Source organism: Daejeonella sp. (genome assembly GCF_030695525.1).
GTDB lineage: Bacteria > Bacteroidota > Bacteroidia > Sphingobacteriales > Sphingobacteriaceae > Daejeonella.
Genome location: NZ_JAUYSS010000069.1, coordinates 89,908 through 104,056 on the forward strand (window position 1 = coordinate 89,908; position 14,149 = coordinate 104,056).

Consider the following 14,149-nt stretch of genomic DNA (forward strand, 5'->3'; position numbering starts at 1 on the left):
CTAAACCTTCAAATAATTACAAATTCCCTTTAACAGCGGGTTTCGCAAGCGCTGCTGTCACTTCATTAAAATACTGTTGTGCAAGCGCTTTGTCATGCCCGTAAATATCATCACGGAAGTGTACATTTCCACTTTCATCAGCCCATGCTGTAAAGTAAACGAGGTAAACAGGCAATACTTCTTTTAGTTTAACCTGTTTTTCCTGTCCCTGGGCAATTGTGCTTTGAATTTTGTTCATATCCCAACCAACAGGGCGTAACAGGTATTCCGCCAGTTCAAGTGGTTTTTCAACACGCACACAGCCATGGCTGAAATTACGTTTTGTCTGACTGAATAATTCGTCGTGTGGGGTATCATGAAGATAAATATCATTCGTGTTTGGGAAGATGAATTTCACGTCACCAAGGTCATTTTTAGGTCCTGGTTTTCTGCGTAAGATATATTTCCAGTTATCCCTCGTAATAGCACTCCAGTTTATTCCCGAAGGATTAACCTGATTCCCTTTAGAATCAATCAACTCCATATTCATACGTTCCAGATACCCGGGATCATTTGCTATTTTGGGCCCAAGCTCGTCTTTCACGATACTTGCAGGCACATTCCAATACGGTGCCATAACCACGTTTTCCATTTTATCGCTGAAAATTGGAGTACTGTTCAGCGTTTTACCAACAATCACGTTCATTGCTAACTGTACTTTTCCTTTCTCATACACCCGTAATCTATATTCCGGTATATTTACGATCAGGTAATCTTCCTCAAAACTTTTTGGAATCCATCTCCAGCGTTCCATATTCAGGATGATCTGTTTAATTCGTTGATTTACAGGAATATTAAGAAACTTTGCAGTTTCAGGCCCCAGAGCTCCGTCAGGCTTCATACCCTGTTCAGATTGAAATTTCTTGAGTGCACTAAGTGTTTCGGCATTGAATGTTGAATCTGTAGAACTCAGGCCCAGGCGCTTCTTCAAAGCAGCGACTAGGGGCGCCTTATCCCCTTCTTTTAATTTAGAACTAGCAGTTACTGTGGGCCAGCCTCCTTCAGCCTGGATCTTCCTATAAGTTGCAAGCACTGATTTAAGCCTCGTATAATCGGGGTGCAGCGGACTAAAGCTCGCATAAGAATATTTACTCTCCCGCTCTTTCAGAACGGTCATTAAAGCCTTATGTAATTTGATCTTATTCCGCTTAACGTCCCATTCGATTTCTTCATTATCACGTGGAATGATTACCCCACGGTAAAAATCAGACGCCCAAACAAAATAGGTAGATGAAAGAGCCACGTCGATTTCTTTTTGAATAGCTGTAAATTTGGCAGAATCGCGCTTAGTATCTTCGAGGTTTGCAAACAGAGTATCAAAATCCATAAATTGGTATTTTTTAGGATCAAGACCTTCCTCGTCGGCCTTGCTGATCATGTCCAGCATCTCTTTAGCCTGGGGAACAATCTCATTATTTTTAAACCAGCCTAACTTAAAATTACGTTCCCTGTAAAATTCTTTCGCCCAATCCGTATGCTCTTTCAGCAATGGATTCTTATTCATGTAATTAATATAATACATACTGTCAAGGATGGGCTGCGGTTTACCCGCCACTTGCCTCTCCTGCTTATTACCACAAGCAGATACGAATCCGATGAGACAGATTCCAGTTAATAAGAAAAGATATTTCTTTATAGATTGGATATTTGTTCGGGAATTGTGATAGGTAGTACCATTTTGATTTGTGTTTTTATACATACTTGGTTTCAAGGCTTGGCTATTGTGTTCTCGCATATTATTCATTATCAGCTATATAGCAATTGTAAAGATTTATTTTAAAGTTAATTGAGTATTTAATGCAACAAATGTGCCGTTGCTTCTCTTTGCAGCAATTATTTTTGAATTTATCTCATGACTAGCTATGCAATCTCCCTATTGAAGATAAAAGTATTTTGACCGATTACGCGACATCTTGATGATTCAAACTATTCATTACACTTTACAAACTATCCGGTCAAAACAAAGCTTCCTAAAAAATCTATTTTGTGCCAACTTGACACTTCCAAGCCTTTGGAACATCCTTTGTTACACCCCTTACATCTAAGACTTTAACATCAAATCAAGAAAAATGCAAGAAAAAGGAACCATTTCGATCCACACGGAAAATATCTTTCCAATCATTAAGAAATTTTTATACTCTGATAACGAGATCTTCCTGAGAGAGCTGGTTGCAAATGCAGTAGATGCCACTCAAAAAATCAAGCGACTCTCCTCTTTGGGTGAGTATAAAGGCGATCTGGGCGAGTTAAAAGTTTCAGTATCAGTCGACGAAAAGAAAAAGACGATCACTATTTCCGACAATGGTTTGGGAATGACTGGAGAAGAAATTAAAAAATACATCAATCAAATTGCATTCTCCGGTGCAACCGAATTTGTAGAGAAATTCAAGGATGCCAAAGATGCGAATGAAATCATTGGGAAATTCGGACTTGGTTTTTACTCTGCATTTATGGTTGCTGATCAGGTTGAAATTCAAACACTTTCTTACCAGGATAATGCAGAACCTGCACGCTGGATTTGCGATGGAAGTACCGAATTTGAAATCAGTGCCGGAACTCGTGCCAGTAGAGGAACAGATATTATCCTCCATGTGAATAAGGAATCTAAAGAATTTTTAAACAAGGAAAAAATCAAGGGAATTCTTGATAAATACTGTAAATTTCTTCCAATTCCGGTTCAATTCGGAACCCGCTCAGAGCAGGAGCCTGATGGAGAAGATACTGAAGGAAAACCAAAATTTAAATCTGTTGAAGTTGATAATATCATCAACAATACCAGTCCGATCTGGACTAAATCCCCTTCTGAACTAAAAGACGATGATTATCTTGCCTTTTACAAAGAGCTTTATCCTTTCACAGAAGATCCTCTGTTCTGGATCCATCTGAATGTGGATTATCCTTTCAATCTGACAGGTGTTCTGTATTTCCCGAAAGTGAAGAATGAATTTGAAATACAGCGGAATAAAATCAAACTCTTCTCTCGCCAGGTTTTCATTACTGACGAAGTAAAAGATGTGGTTCCTGAATTTTTAATGCTTCTGCACGGTGTAATCGATTCACCGGATATTCCGCTGAACGTTTCAAGAAGCTTCCTTCAGGCTGATAGTGCTGTCAAAAAGATTAACAGTTATATCACCAAAAAAGTGGCCGATAAGCTGGCTTCCCTGTTCAAGAATGACCGCAAAGCTTTTGAAGAAAAATGGGGCGATATCGGTTTATTTGTGAAATATGGAATGATCAGTGAAGAGAAATTCTATGATAAGGGAAAAGATTTTGTACTCCTTAATAATACCCAAAACGAATATTATACTTTAGAAGAATACAAAGAAAAGGTAAAGGCAGCCCAAACCGACAAGAATGATATGCTGGTTTATCTGTATGCAACCGATACCGATAAGCAGGATACCTTCATCCAGTCGGCAAACAAAAAAGGCTATGATGTTCTGAACCTGAACTCTCCTATCGATCCGCACTTTATCAGTCAGCTGGAGCAAAAACTTGAAAAAACCTCCCTCAAACGTGTTGATGCTGAGGTAGCCGATAAAATCATCAGCAAAGAAGACCAAACCGTCCATGTACTGAACGATGAGGAAAAAGCAAAAGTCAAAGAAATTTTTGAAAAGGCTATTGTTAAACCAAACATGCGAATTGAGATTGAAAGTCTGAATCCCGAAGAACTTCCTGTTATTGTAACCATGGATGAATTTATGCGGCGCATGAAAGATATGTCTAAGATGGGTGGAGGAATGGGCTTCTATGGAAACCTGCCGGATAATTACAATGTAGCCATCAATGGTAACCATAAGCTTATTGGTAAAATCCTTCAATCTCAGGACGAGGCAGAACAAACACAATTGGCAAAACAAGCTTTTGATCTCGCCTTATTGTCACAGGGTATGCTTACTGGTGCTGAATTAACAGAATTTGTGAATCGTAGTGTGAGTTTGATCTAAGATTCGGCATAAACCAGGTCTAAATTAAAGAGCATTCTTTCTATAACAGAAAGGATGCTTTTTTTGTTCAACTGAAATTTAAAATAGAATAATATTCCGGCGGTAAATACTAATTTAGTCGAATGGATTCGCTCAATATTCTAATGGAAAATTATCAGGCATTTGAAGAAAAGCGAATAAAAGATCGTTTTTTCAAACATGCTGATCTTCTGATAATACTCGACAAGCTAAAGACGAATACCGACTTCATGTTAAAAGAAGTGGGTCAGTCAACCAAAGGACTCTCTATCAACCTGATTACCTGGGGTAAAGGCCCCAAACGGGTATTTCTATGGAGCCAAATGCACGGTGATGAAGCAACGGCCACAATGTCTATTGCTGATCTGTTAAATTTTTTATCAAATCCTGACCAGTTCGGGCAGATTCAAGATTTGTTGGCTGACAAATGCACACTCTACATACTACCCATGGTTAATCCAGATGGCGCTGAAGTGTTCGATCGCCGGAACGCGATGGATATCGACATTAACCGTGACTTTCGTCGGCAACAAAGTCCGGAAGCAAGGATTTTACGCAATTTAAGGGATGAAATAAATCCTCATTTTGGCTTTAACCTCCATGATCAGAGCACTTTATGGTCGGCAGGGAATACCGGAAATCCGGCAACAATCTCTTTCCTCGCTCCGGCTTACGATAAAATACTAAGTTTGAACTCAACAAGGGAGCAGGCAATGAAAGTGATCGCCATCATGAATTCTGCTATTCAAAAAACTATACCTGATCAGGTAGGCAGATTTGAGGATGAATATGAACCCAGGGCATTTGGGGATAATTTTCAGGCTGCTGGCACAAGCACCATATTGATTGAAGCAGGGGGGTTTTACAATGACCCCGAGAAACAACACATCCGAAAAATATTTTTTAAAGCGATCCTTGCAGGCCTGATCAGTATTGCCGATGAATCCTACCTCAAGGCTACAACCGAAGATTATTTTTTAATTCCCGAGAATAAAAAACTTCATTTTCACATATTACTCAGGAATTGTAAACTTGAAAAAAATGGCATCCCTTATAAGCTTGATATCGGACTTAGCGCAGAGGAGAAGGTCACAAAAGATGCCGGATCAGTAAAATATACTTACATGGTAACTGAATTGGGCGACTTAACGGATTATTTTGGGTATGAAGAATTTAACTGCGAGTATTTTACCTTAACTGAAACAAAAAAAATAAAGATTGATGAACCTGCAGATTTGATTGTCCATAATGGAACGAACATTTTGCTTACACTTGAGAATGGGTTTTGACTACGTGTACAATAGAATAAATTGATTTTTCCTGTTAACTGTTGTCTGTTATCTGTTGCCAGGAAAACACTTCATGCAAATCACTGGTAACTGGTAACTGATAACTGATAAACTATGGCATTAAACTACATCTGGATAGGCTTCTTTGTAATTGCATTTCTGGTCGCATTGGTCAAGCTGATTTTCTTCGGGGATACAGCAATTTTCAATAATGTGGTTAATGGAATGTTCGACAGCGCTAAAACAGGTGCAGAAATCTCTCTTGGATTGATTGGCATCATGACTTTCTGGCTGGGCATCATGAAAATCGGTGAACGTGCAGGGATGATCACACTTTTTGCAAAAGGGGTGAGTCCGTTTTTCAGCAGATTATTTCCCGGAGTTCCCAAAAATCACCCGGCAAACGGTTCTATCATCATGAACTTCTCTGCCAATATGCTCGGTTTAGATAATGCAGCCACACCAGTAGGTTTAAAAGCCATGCAGGAATTACAGGAACTAAATCCTGAAAAGGATACGGCAACAAATGCCCAAATCATGTTCCTTGTGCTAAATACAGCCGGGATTACCCTGATACCAACCGGGGTTATCGCATTGCGAATGGCTAATGGTGCTGCGAACCCCGCAGATGTATTTATCCCATGTCTGATAGGCACATTCATTTCATTTCTGGCTGGCATGATCGCGGTAGCTTTCTACCAAAAAATCAATCTCTTACAGCTCCCTATTTTGATATTTTTCGGAGGATTCATCGCCCTGATGGCCGCTTTGTATTTCTGGCTTGGAAGTCTACCACCCGATCAAATACAGGTTTATGCCGGTTTATTGGGAGGTGTCATTATTTTTTCGATCATCACTTTGTTTATCGTTTATGGGGCCTCAAAAAAAGTAAATGTATACGAGGCATTTATTGATGGTGCCAAAGAAGGTTTTAGCACCTCTATCATGATCATTCCCTTTCTGATTGCAATTTTGGTTGCTATCAGCGCATTTCGGACAACCGGATGTATGGATTATGTTGTTAATGCAATCGGCTCTCTCGTGGCTTTATTCGGGCTCGACACTTCATTTGTCCCTGCCCTGCCTGTGGGTTTAATGAAAACATTAAGCGGTGGCGGTGCCAGAGGATTAATGGTGGATGTAATGACCACTTATGGTGCCGATTCCTTTCAGGGTCGTTTGGCCAGTGTGATCCAGGGTAGCTCAGAAACTACATTTTATGTACTGGCAGTCTATTTTGGATCAGTTGGTATTAAGAAACCACGATATGCTTTGGTCTGCGGACTGTTTGCAGATCTGATAGGCCTCATCGCAGCAATTTTCCTTACCTATCTGTTTTTTGGACATACCATTTAATAATATTTTGTTAAAAAATTAAATTAATATCTAACCTGTTTAGAGATATAAAGAATATAAGACAACAATTATCCAGATATGGATTTGATTCTTAAAGATTATATTTTAGAAATCAATACCTGTGTATTATAGGTTGATTCAGCCCTTTCCTCCGGAGTAGTTCCGGCAAGAAATCGCGTTGTCTTTAAAATTACAAATAGCCGGAAGCTACCTCCTTCGGCAAGGTTTAATTAACCAGGAGCTGTTTTTCATCGGGACGGGCAGCCTTGCAAAAGGACCATTTGCTATTTGAAATAAACCTGGGTGGCAGCTATAGCTTTTTTGCAATGCTAAATTTCATGTTAGTAATTAAATTTAAGCAAAAAACTATGGCAGAACACAGGATTGTCGCGACCGAAGATCAACAGACCTTGCTTTCTAAAAAATTGAAAATCATCAATTGTAATATAATAGAGGAATTTTATGACGAATTCAGGTTAGTTTAGGTCCTTTATAATTTTAAGCTTAAACCTGTTCCAAACGAATCATATTCGAATATCCCCTGGCAATTAATCTGTTTTTTATGGGGAGCCAAAGTTCACATTGCAGGTTGATTATTTGTTTACCCCGTTTAACAACAGAACTTCTTGCTTCAATAATATCACCTTCACGTGCCGAGGCAAAATAATCTATATAATTATTGATGGTAGTGTAATGATGGCTTAAATTCATTGTAAAAACGGTTGCACCGATAATATCATCAATTATACCGGCACTAACCCCGCCATGCAATACCTGCATCGGATTGGTCATGTCCTTTCTGACTAAGTATTCAAAAATCAGGGCCCCTGATTCAGCACTTCTGATAATAGGTTTGAGCCAATGTGTAAATGGCGAAGGACTATTACTGAACTCCTTTCCAATTTCCTGCTGAATTGCAGCTAGATGTGGGTTAATCTCATTCATTTCAAAATTATTAGGTGGATTATAAATTGGTGATTAACAAAATTGTTCCCGTTTATCTAAAGAGAATTAACGCAATAATCAAGGTTACAATTACATTGAATCCCTGAGCGATCAAAAAAGCATAGAAAGGTTTCTTGCTCTGCTTATTAAAAAGATCTGCAAAATTGGTTTCAAGTCCGATGCTGGTAAAAGCCAGCGCAAACCATAAGCCCTGCAGGTTTTTAAGACTTTCTTTTACAGATGAAGTGACATCAGGACTTAATACAAAAGAAAACAAAAGAGAAGCAGCCAGAAAGCCCAAAACGAATTTGGGGAAACGCTCCCAAATGACTTTCAGACCTGGCTTTCCTTCAGGATCATTTGCTTTCGGGTGTTTGGTATAAGTCCAGTAAACAGAGATTGCAAAAGCGGCCAAACCCAAAAGAACATTTTGTGAGAACTTTACAATGGTACTGATCTTCAATGCGGTTTCACCAACTAATGATCCAGAAGCAACCACTGCACCGGTGGTATCTATACTCCCACCGAGCCATGCCCCTGTAACTTCCTGCGACAAATCAAAGTATTTGGCAATCATAGGCATGAATATCATCATCGGAATAGCCGTGATCAATACCATTGAAATAACATAGGAAAGCTTTTTTGAATCTCCTTTAATTGCTCCTGAAGTTGCAATAGCAGCCGAGACCCCACAGATAGAAACAGCGCTGGAGATCATCATGGTGAGTTCATCGTCAATTTTCATCTTCTTGCACAGCCAGAAAGCAAAATACCAAACCGATAAAACTACTGCCAAAGCCTGAATAAGCCCGAGTGAGCCCGCTTTTAAAACATCAGAAAAGATTACGCTTGTACCAAGCAATACCAATCCAATCTTAACAAACAATTCGGTTGAAAGTGAGGAACGCAACCATTCTGGCATTCTAAAGAAGTTACTTATGATTAAACCCAGGCCTAAACTGAAAATAACTGCCTCGAGATTAAAAGCTTTTACCTGACTATTCCCAGCCAGTATTAAGGCAATAATCGTGATCAGGTAAACGATTGGGAAACCATATAAAAAATGCTTTATCGCCTTTCCTGTTAAAAATGCTCCTATAATAGCGATCAATAACACGAATATAAACTGTATAAAAATGAGGCTTAAATTAACGCTGGAAAGTACGCTCTTAAACAACTCCTCTGAGTTCCCCCAACTGAAAATCGGCACTTCTAATAGTAATCCTCCTATCGATAGAATAATGATCAGAGCACCCAGTATTACAACTGTCCAGTCCTCATGTATTGTAAATTTTCTCTGTTCTGACATAAAATTTATAAGGTAATTTTGATATTGAAAATGTCTTTAAGTGCTTGTTTAGCAGCATTATACCCACACATTCCATGCACTCCACCACCAGGAGGAGTTGATGAAGAACAAATATAGATTCCTCTCGCAGAAGTACGGTAAGGCGAACTTCTGAGGGCAGGCCGGGTAAATAATTGACTTATGTCAATTACCCCCCCATTAATATCTCCGCCAATATAATTGGGATTATATGCTTCAATTTCCCGGGTATTCATTGTATGTTTTGCCAGAATCAGATCTTTAAATCCGGGAGCAAAACGTTCTACCTGATTCTCAATGGCATTCGTCATGTCTTTTTCAGACCCATTAGGTACATGGCAATATGCCCATGCTGTATGCTTACCTTCGGGTGCACGCAAGGAATCAAACAGACTTTGCTGAGCTAAAAGAACAAATGGCCTTTCGGGTATTTTTCCTGCATTTGTCATTTCTTCTCCCTTTGCTATCTCCTCAAATGTATTTCCGAGATGTACAGTTCCGGCTTTGCGGCATTCAGGAGCAGTAAAAGGAATTGGTCCGTCCAAAGCCCAGTCAATTTTAAAAACTCCCATCCCATAACGGTATCGCTTCAATTGCCAGGAATAGATGAATGAAAAACGTTCCCCTGCTATTTCCAGAATCTGCTTCGGAGTAAGATCAAAGAGAACAACTGGGGATGCCGGTATATCTGCCATTGAGCGTACATGAACCCCGGTTTCAATTTTTCCGCCCATTGAAAGAAAATACGAAGCCAGTGCATTAGCAATTACCTTAGATCCCCCTCTTGGCACAGGCCATCCTTTAAGGTGTCCGGTAGCCATTAAGACCAGTCCGAAAGCTGAAGTTCCTAAATTACTTAATGGTTGCATTGAATGAGCTGCCATGCCTGCCCACAAGCCTCTGGCTTCCTTCGTTTTAAACTTCCCCACAAGTGATGATGCAGAACGTGTAGCATTCAGACCAAAAGCAGCCATATCTATCGGATGTTTTGGAAAATGTAAAGGACCCAGTACATCTTTCACTATAAAAGGCCAGCTTTTAACCAGAGGCTTCAAAAGTCTTACATAATTTTCCCTGTCAATTCCAAGGCAGTCTGCAGTATCTTCAACACTTCCGCTAAGAGCTGCTGCAGTTCCATCATCAAATGGATGTGCTGCCGCCACTTCCGGATAAATGAATTCGAGTCCGTGCTGCTCAAGCGGCAAGGAATTAAAAAAAGGAGATCCGGCAGCCAGAGGATGAATCGCAGAACAGATATCATGTACAAATCCGGGCAAAGTGAGCTCTGCAGATCGCAATCCCCCTCCTATTGAATCTTTAGCCTCAAGAATCAAAACCGATAATCCGGCTTGCTGCAAAGCTATGGCTGCCGACAAACCATTCGGGCCGGACCCTATAATTATCGCGTCAAACTCAGTTTTGCCCTCCACTTGTTTCATTATCACGGAATATCATCATTCTTACTAAAAAAACATAATTAAGGGATAAATATGCAATTGTAACTGATGTCAGATATTGAACATATTTAGCATAGGATGTCACTTCCTAAAATAACTATGTGTGACGTGACATTTTGATACCATCTTCGTACCATCTTCGTACCAAGTAGTGTCCAAGTTCGTACCTTGTTCGTATAAGAGTGCCCTGGCGATAGTCTGGAGGGGGTGTTATACGAACAACGTACGAAGAAGGTACGAACAAAACCTAATGTTGGTATCTGCACTTCTCAGATTTTGACCGGTTTTTCGGTCAATTTCGGTCAATTTCGGTCAAATTTTAAACTGTTCCTGACTTCTCCTCATTTTGTGCTGTACTAATTAAATGTTGATATTCTCGGGTATATTAAGCTATACCGAAATTTTTGTAAAAACGAAACAATCCCTAATTTGAAGATTCTAAATCGGAAAGAATCCTTAATTTTGAATCCTTAACCGGATAACATGAATCCAAAAATAGATTTAATCAGAAAAACAAGAACCAAAGCATTAGAACTTATCAGCGGATTAAGTGTTCCAGAACTGAATAAAATTCCTGAAGGTTTCAATAATAATATAATCTGGAATCTGGGACACCTCATCGCTGCCCAGGAAGGGATATTTTACCTGCGGGGGAACCTAGAACTAAATATAGAACAGGGATTCTTCAATTCATTCAAAAATGGTTCCAGACCAGAACGTGAAATTAATGGAGTTGAAATAGAGAAGATAAAATCCCTTCTGTTCAGCAGTCTTGACCAATTTGAATCAGATCTGCAAAAAAACATCTTTAATAGTTATCCTGCCTGGACAACCAGCATGGGTATAGCGATCAATTCTATTGAGGATGCACTTAACTTTTTACCATTCCATGAGGGGCTTCACCTGGGTTATATAATTGCGTATAAACGTTTAATTTCCTAATCCTTATTTCTTAAATAACTTTTTAAGGTTCAATGCTGATTTACCTACTGTACTTATTGTGTCAGCTAGAGTTTCGATGACATAAGGATCAACCTGTTCAATATTATTCATGTTAATACCCTGATCAAGTTGTTTTGGATAAACAATTAAGAAGCTATTGGAATTGAAATATGTGCCAAGATAATATGGTAATTTCTCCAGATAACTATTATATGAAATATGCCCCTTTCTGGAAGTAATCACCACAAAAAAATCATCTGTTTTTAGCTCTCTGCTGAAGATTAAAAAATCTTCCCAGTTATCAAATTCATTATATGACACCCTAAGCTGGCTTCTGGCCTTCTCATGGGCGCTTTTAATTTCGGATAAGGTGTTACCTGCTGCATAGAATGAAATCGGAATTCCGGCCGATTGGGCTACTATGGATAATTTGTTTAACCAGTGAAAGAAACCTGGCTCATGTTCAGCATTGTTAGAAACAAGTACCAGCATTCTTTTTAGAGTATTAAATGGCTGTGCCGGTTTGTAGATGTAAATAGTTTCAGGAATCTTACTGAACAATTCTTCAGTTGTAGGTCCAAAGAACTTATTCTGATCGGATTTATGATGAAGGCCTATTAAAATATCAGTGATTTTATGTTCTTTAATCGTATAAATCATACCATGGCTGATATTAATATCAAAGCGGATAAGTGGATGAATAATATTCTCAGTTGCAGAGGCGTGCATAATCGCCTTTTCCAATACTTTTTCTCCCTTTACCTGAGTTTGGCTATCAGCACGTTCATCATCTGTAACATGTAGAGCATAAACAGGAACTGAACTCTTTGCAGGTTTCAGCATCAGGCCAAAATCAACCAGTTCATTCACTGTATCGGGGTATGCAAGAGAAATAAGGATCTTTTCATCGTCAATATCAGAATCACTATTATCCAATTCATTTATAAGTGCCAGACGTCGTGAAGCCTTTTCAACAACGAATGAACTAACTGCACAACTTACCAGAATGAGAAGAATCGTACCATTAAGTACATCCTCATTCAACAATCTGATGGGTTCACCACTACTCGTTTCACCAATAATAATGTTATACCCAACCAAAATAATGGCCAGAGTTGCTGCAGCATGGCTGGCACTTAATCCAAATATAAGATTCCCCTCTTCTGAACTCAGCTTAAAGGCTTTCTGGGTAATCACTGCGGCAATATATTTGGCTAAAATTGCAACAAAGATGATGACTCCTGCCACTTTCAGGGCTCCCCATCCATTAATCAGAACACTTATATCCACAAGCATTCCGACACTGATCAAAAAGAAGGGGATAAAAATCGCATTCCCCACAAAATCTATGCGATTCATCAATGGAGAGGAATGGGGTACAAATTTATTCAATACTAAACCCGAAAAGAAGGCTCCTATAATAGCTTCAAGTCCGGCAGCCTCTGCCAAAAAGGAAGCCAGAAATACCATTGCCAGTACAAAGATGTATTGTGAAACACTATCGTCGTAATGTTTAAAAAACCACCTGGTAAGGATCGGAAACACAAAGAACACGACAGAAACAAAAGCTGCTGTTGAAATTATCAATTGCAGCCAGAAAGTTGAGGAAGCTTCTTCCCTGCTAAGTCCGGAGATTCCAGCTAATATTAGTAAAGCAAGAATATCTGTGATCATTGTCCCACCGATGGTTAAAGTTACCGCACGATTTCTTGCAATTCCATATTTACTGGCAATCGGATATGAAACCAGTGTATGCGTTGAAAACATACTCGCAAGCAACATTGATGAGAGAAAACTATATCCAAGTACATAGTAACTTGCCAGCATTCCTAAAATCAGCGGCAACAAAAATGTGAGTAAGCCAAAGAATAATATTTTAGCCCTGTTCTTTTTAAATTCAACCAGATCAATTTCAAGACCTGCAAGAAACATGATATATAATAGTCCAACAGTGCCAAATAAAACAATACTGCTATCTCTTCTTAGGAGATCCAGCCCATAAGGACCTACAATAACACCGGCAAGAATAAGCCCTATGATATGAGGAACCTTAATTTTATTGAATAAAATTGGAGCAAATAATATGATGAATAGAACCAGGGAAAATATAATTACCGGGTTCCTTAATGGTAATGTAAGATCTAGTGCTGAAAGTAGAAGCATATCAATTATTAAGGGGTTTTTATTTTAGATAACCCAACTGAATAGATAATTTTACACTTACCGCCCTGGTTAATTTCCCTGATCCCTTCCATTTTATCAACAGAAATTTGATTTAGCAGAATATTCATAGTTGTTAAGACATCACCCTCCTGCTGTCTTGAATGAAGTGCCAGACCTGTTTCAGTGTATACCCCCAGATACACTCTGGTTATGGTATTTTTTGACAGTACCTTAACAACTACTCTGTTATTATGATATGCAATATTCCATCGTTCAGTTTTAGTATCTCCGAGAGCTGAACCTTCACAACTTGTTTCAGTGCATTTCATAGTTACTGTCCAGTTACCAATCAGCTTTGAATTGTATATTCCGGTAGTGTCGCCCATGTGCTCTAAACTATCTAATAACCTTTCCCTGCTGCTAAGCTCAATTTCTTTAGAAATGAGCTGCTGCTCAAATACCTTTAATTCCTCTTCTTTCTGTGAAACTTTCTTTTCACGCAAATTAAGCCTATCCGAATCTTCCTTGTTACCGCAAGCTGTAAGAATAGAAATAATTAAAATAAAGCCGATAAAATGTGGTTTTAACATTGAAATCCTGATTTATTTAGTGCGACAATTAATTGATAAGCCGGTGGTTCCGGAAACTGCAAGCCCGTCT

10 protein-coding genes are annotated in these 14,149 nt (G+C 39.0%); 4 read left to right on the forward strand and 6 right to left on the reverse strand.

The features are described from left to right. Positions 1 to 16: 16 nt before the first annotated feature. Positions 17 to 1,543, reverse strand: a complete 1,527-nt coding sequence (locus Q8S11_RS16590) for a murein L,D-transpeptidase (protein ID WP_305663245.1) — start codon at positions 1,541 to 1,543, stop codon at positions 17 to 19. Positions 1,544 to 2,108: 565 nt separating this feature from the next. Here Q8S11_RS16590 and htpG point away from each other — a divergent pair. The 3 genes from htpG to Q8S11_RS16605 all read left to right on the forward strand — a co-directional run bounded on the left by htpG (position 2,109) and on the right by Q8S11_RS16605 (position 6,655). Then, a complete protein-coding gene (gene htpG, locus Q8S11_RS16595; RefSeq protein WP_305663246.1) occupies positions 2,109 to 3,992 on the forward strand; it encodes a molecular chaperone HtpG in 1,884 nt (627 codons plus the stop codon). A gap of 122 nt (positions 3,993 to 4,114) precedes the next feature. Next, complete coding sequence (locus Q8S11_RS16600; RefSeq protein WP_305663247.1) at positions 4,115 to 5,299, forward strand: M14 family zinc carboxypeptidase; 1,185 nt, start codon at positions 4,115 to 4,117, stop codon at positions 5,297 to 5,299. Between the two features lie 114 nt (positions 5,300 to 5,413). Continuing rightward, the gene (locus Q8S11_RS16605; RefSeq protein WP_305663248.1) at positions 5,414 to 6,655 is read left to right on the forward strand and encodes a nucleoside recognition domain-containing protein; all 1,242 of its coding nucleotides are present in this window, start codon (positions 5,414 to 5,416) and stop codon (positions 6,653 to 6,655) included. Positions 6,656 to 7,159: 504 nt separating this feature from the next. Here the strand turns inward: Q8S11_RS16605 and Q8S11_RS16610 are convergent. Genes Q8S11_RS16610 through Q8S11_RS16620 form a run of 3 tightly spaced genes read right to left on the reverse strand, consistent with a single transcriptional unit; the run spans position 7,160 to position 10,366 of the window. Then, on the reverse strand, positions 7,160 to 7,600 hold the full coding sequence (locus Q8S11_RS16610) for a PaaI family thioesterase (protein WP_305663249.1): 441 nt from the start codon (positions 7,598 to 7,600) through the stop codon (positions 7,160 to 7,162). Positions 7,601 to 7,652: 52 nt separating this feature from the next. Further along, positions 7,653 to 8,909, reverse strand: coding sequence for a YeiH family protein (locus Q8S11_RS16615; RefSeq protein ID WP_305663250.1), 1,257 nt, complete (start codon positions 8,907 to 8,909; stop codon positions 7,653 to 7,655). 5 nt (positions 8,910 to 8,914) lie between these two features. After that, positions 8,915 to 10,366 (reverse strand): NAD(P)/FAD-dependent oxidoreductase, encoded by a 1,452-nt coding sequence (locus Q8S11_RS16620; RefSeq protein ID WP_305663251.1) that lies wholly within the window; start codon positions 10,364 to 10,366, stop codon positions 8,915 to 8,917. 501 nt (positions 10,367 to 10,867) lie between these two features. Here Q8S11_RS16620 and Q8S11_RS16625 point away from each other — a divergent pair. Next, complete coding sequence (locus Q8S11_RS16625) at positions 10,868 to 11,326, forward strand: DinB family protein (RefSeq protein ID WP_305663252.1); 459 nt, start codon at positions 10,868 to 10,870, stop codon at positions 11,324 to 11,326. 3 nt (positions 11,327 to 11,329) lie between these two features. Here the strand turns inward: Q8S11_RS16625 and Q8S11_RS16630 are convergent, their stop codons facing one another. After that, positions 11,330 to 13,489, reverse strand: a complete 2,160-nt coding sequence (locus Q8S11_RS16630; RefSeq protein WP_305663253.1) for a cation:proton antiporter — start codon at positions 13,487 to 13,489, stop codon at positions 11,330 to 11,332. Positions 13,490 to 13,497: 8 nt separating this feature from the next. Further along, complete coding sequence (locus Q8S11_RS16635) at positions 13,498 to 14,079, reverse strand: hypothetical protein (RefSeq protein ID WP_305663254.1); 582 nt, start codon at positions 14,077 to 14,079, stop codon at positions 13,498 to 13,500. Positions 14,080 to 14,149: the final 70 nt, after the last annotated feature.

Excerpts from the sequence above, each read along its gene's own strand:
- Q8S11_RS16635 (WP_305663254.1), bottom strand. The coding sequence starts at position 14,079 with ATGTTAAAACCACATTTTATCGGCTTTATTTTAATTATTTCTATTCTT.
- Q8S11_RS16625 (WP_305663252.1), top strand. The coding sequence starts at position 10,868 with ATGAATCCAAAAATAGATTTAATCAGAAAAACAAGAACCAAAGCATTA.
- Q8S11_RS16615 (WP_305663250.1), bottom strand. The coding sequence starts at position 8,909 with ATGTCAGAACAGAGAAAATTTACAATACATGAGGACTGGACAGTTGTA.
- Q8S11_RS16610 (WP_305663249.1), bottom strand. The coding sequence starts at position 7,600 with ATGAATGAGATTAACCCACATCTAGCTGCAATTCAGCAGGAAATTGGA.
- Q8S11_RS16620 (WP_305663251.1), bottom strand. The coding sequence starts at position 10,366 with ATGAAACAAGTGGAGGGCAAAACTGAGTTTGACGCGATAATTATAGGG.
- Q8S11_RS16605 (WP_305663248.1), top strand. The coding sequence starts at position 5,414 with ATGGCATTAAACTACATCTGGATAGGCTTCTTTGTAATTGCATTTCTG.
- htpG (WP_305663246.1), top strand. The coding sequence starts at position 2,109 with ATGCAAGAAAAAGGAACCATTTCGATCCACACGGAAAATATCTTTCCA.
- Q8S11_RS16590 (WP_305663245.1), bottom strand. The coding sequence starts at position 1,543 with ATGAATAAGAATCCATTGCTGAAAGAGCATACGGATTGGGCGAAAGAA.
- Q8S11_RS16630 (WP_305663253.1), bottom strand. The coding sequence starts at position 13,489 with ATGCTTCTACTTTCAGCACTAGATCTTACATTACCATTAAGGAACCCG.
- Q8S11_RS16600 (WP_305663247.1), top strand. The coding sequence starts at position 4,115 with ATGGATTCGCTCAATATTCTAATGGAAAATTATCAGGCATTTGAAGAA.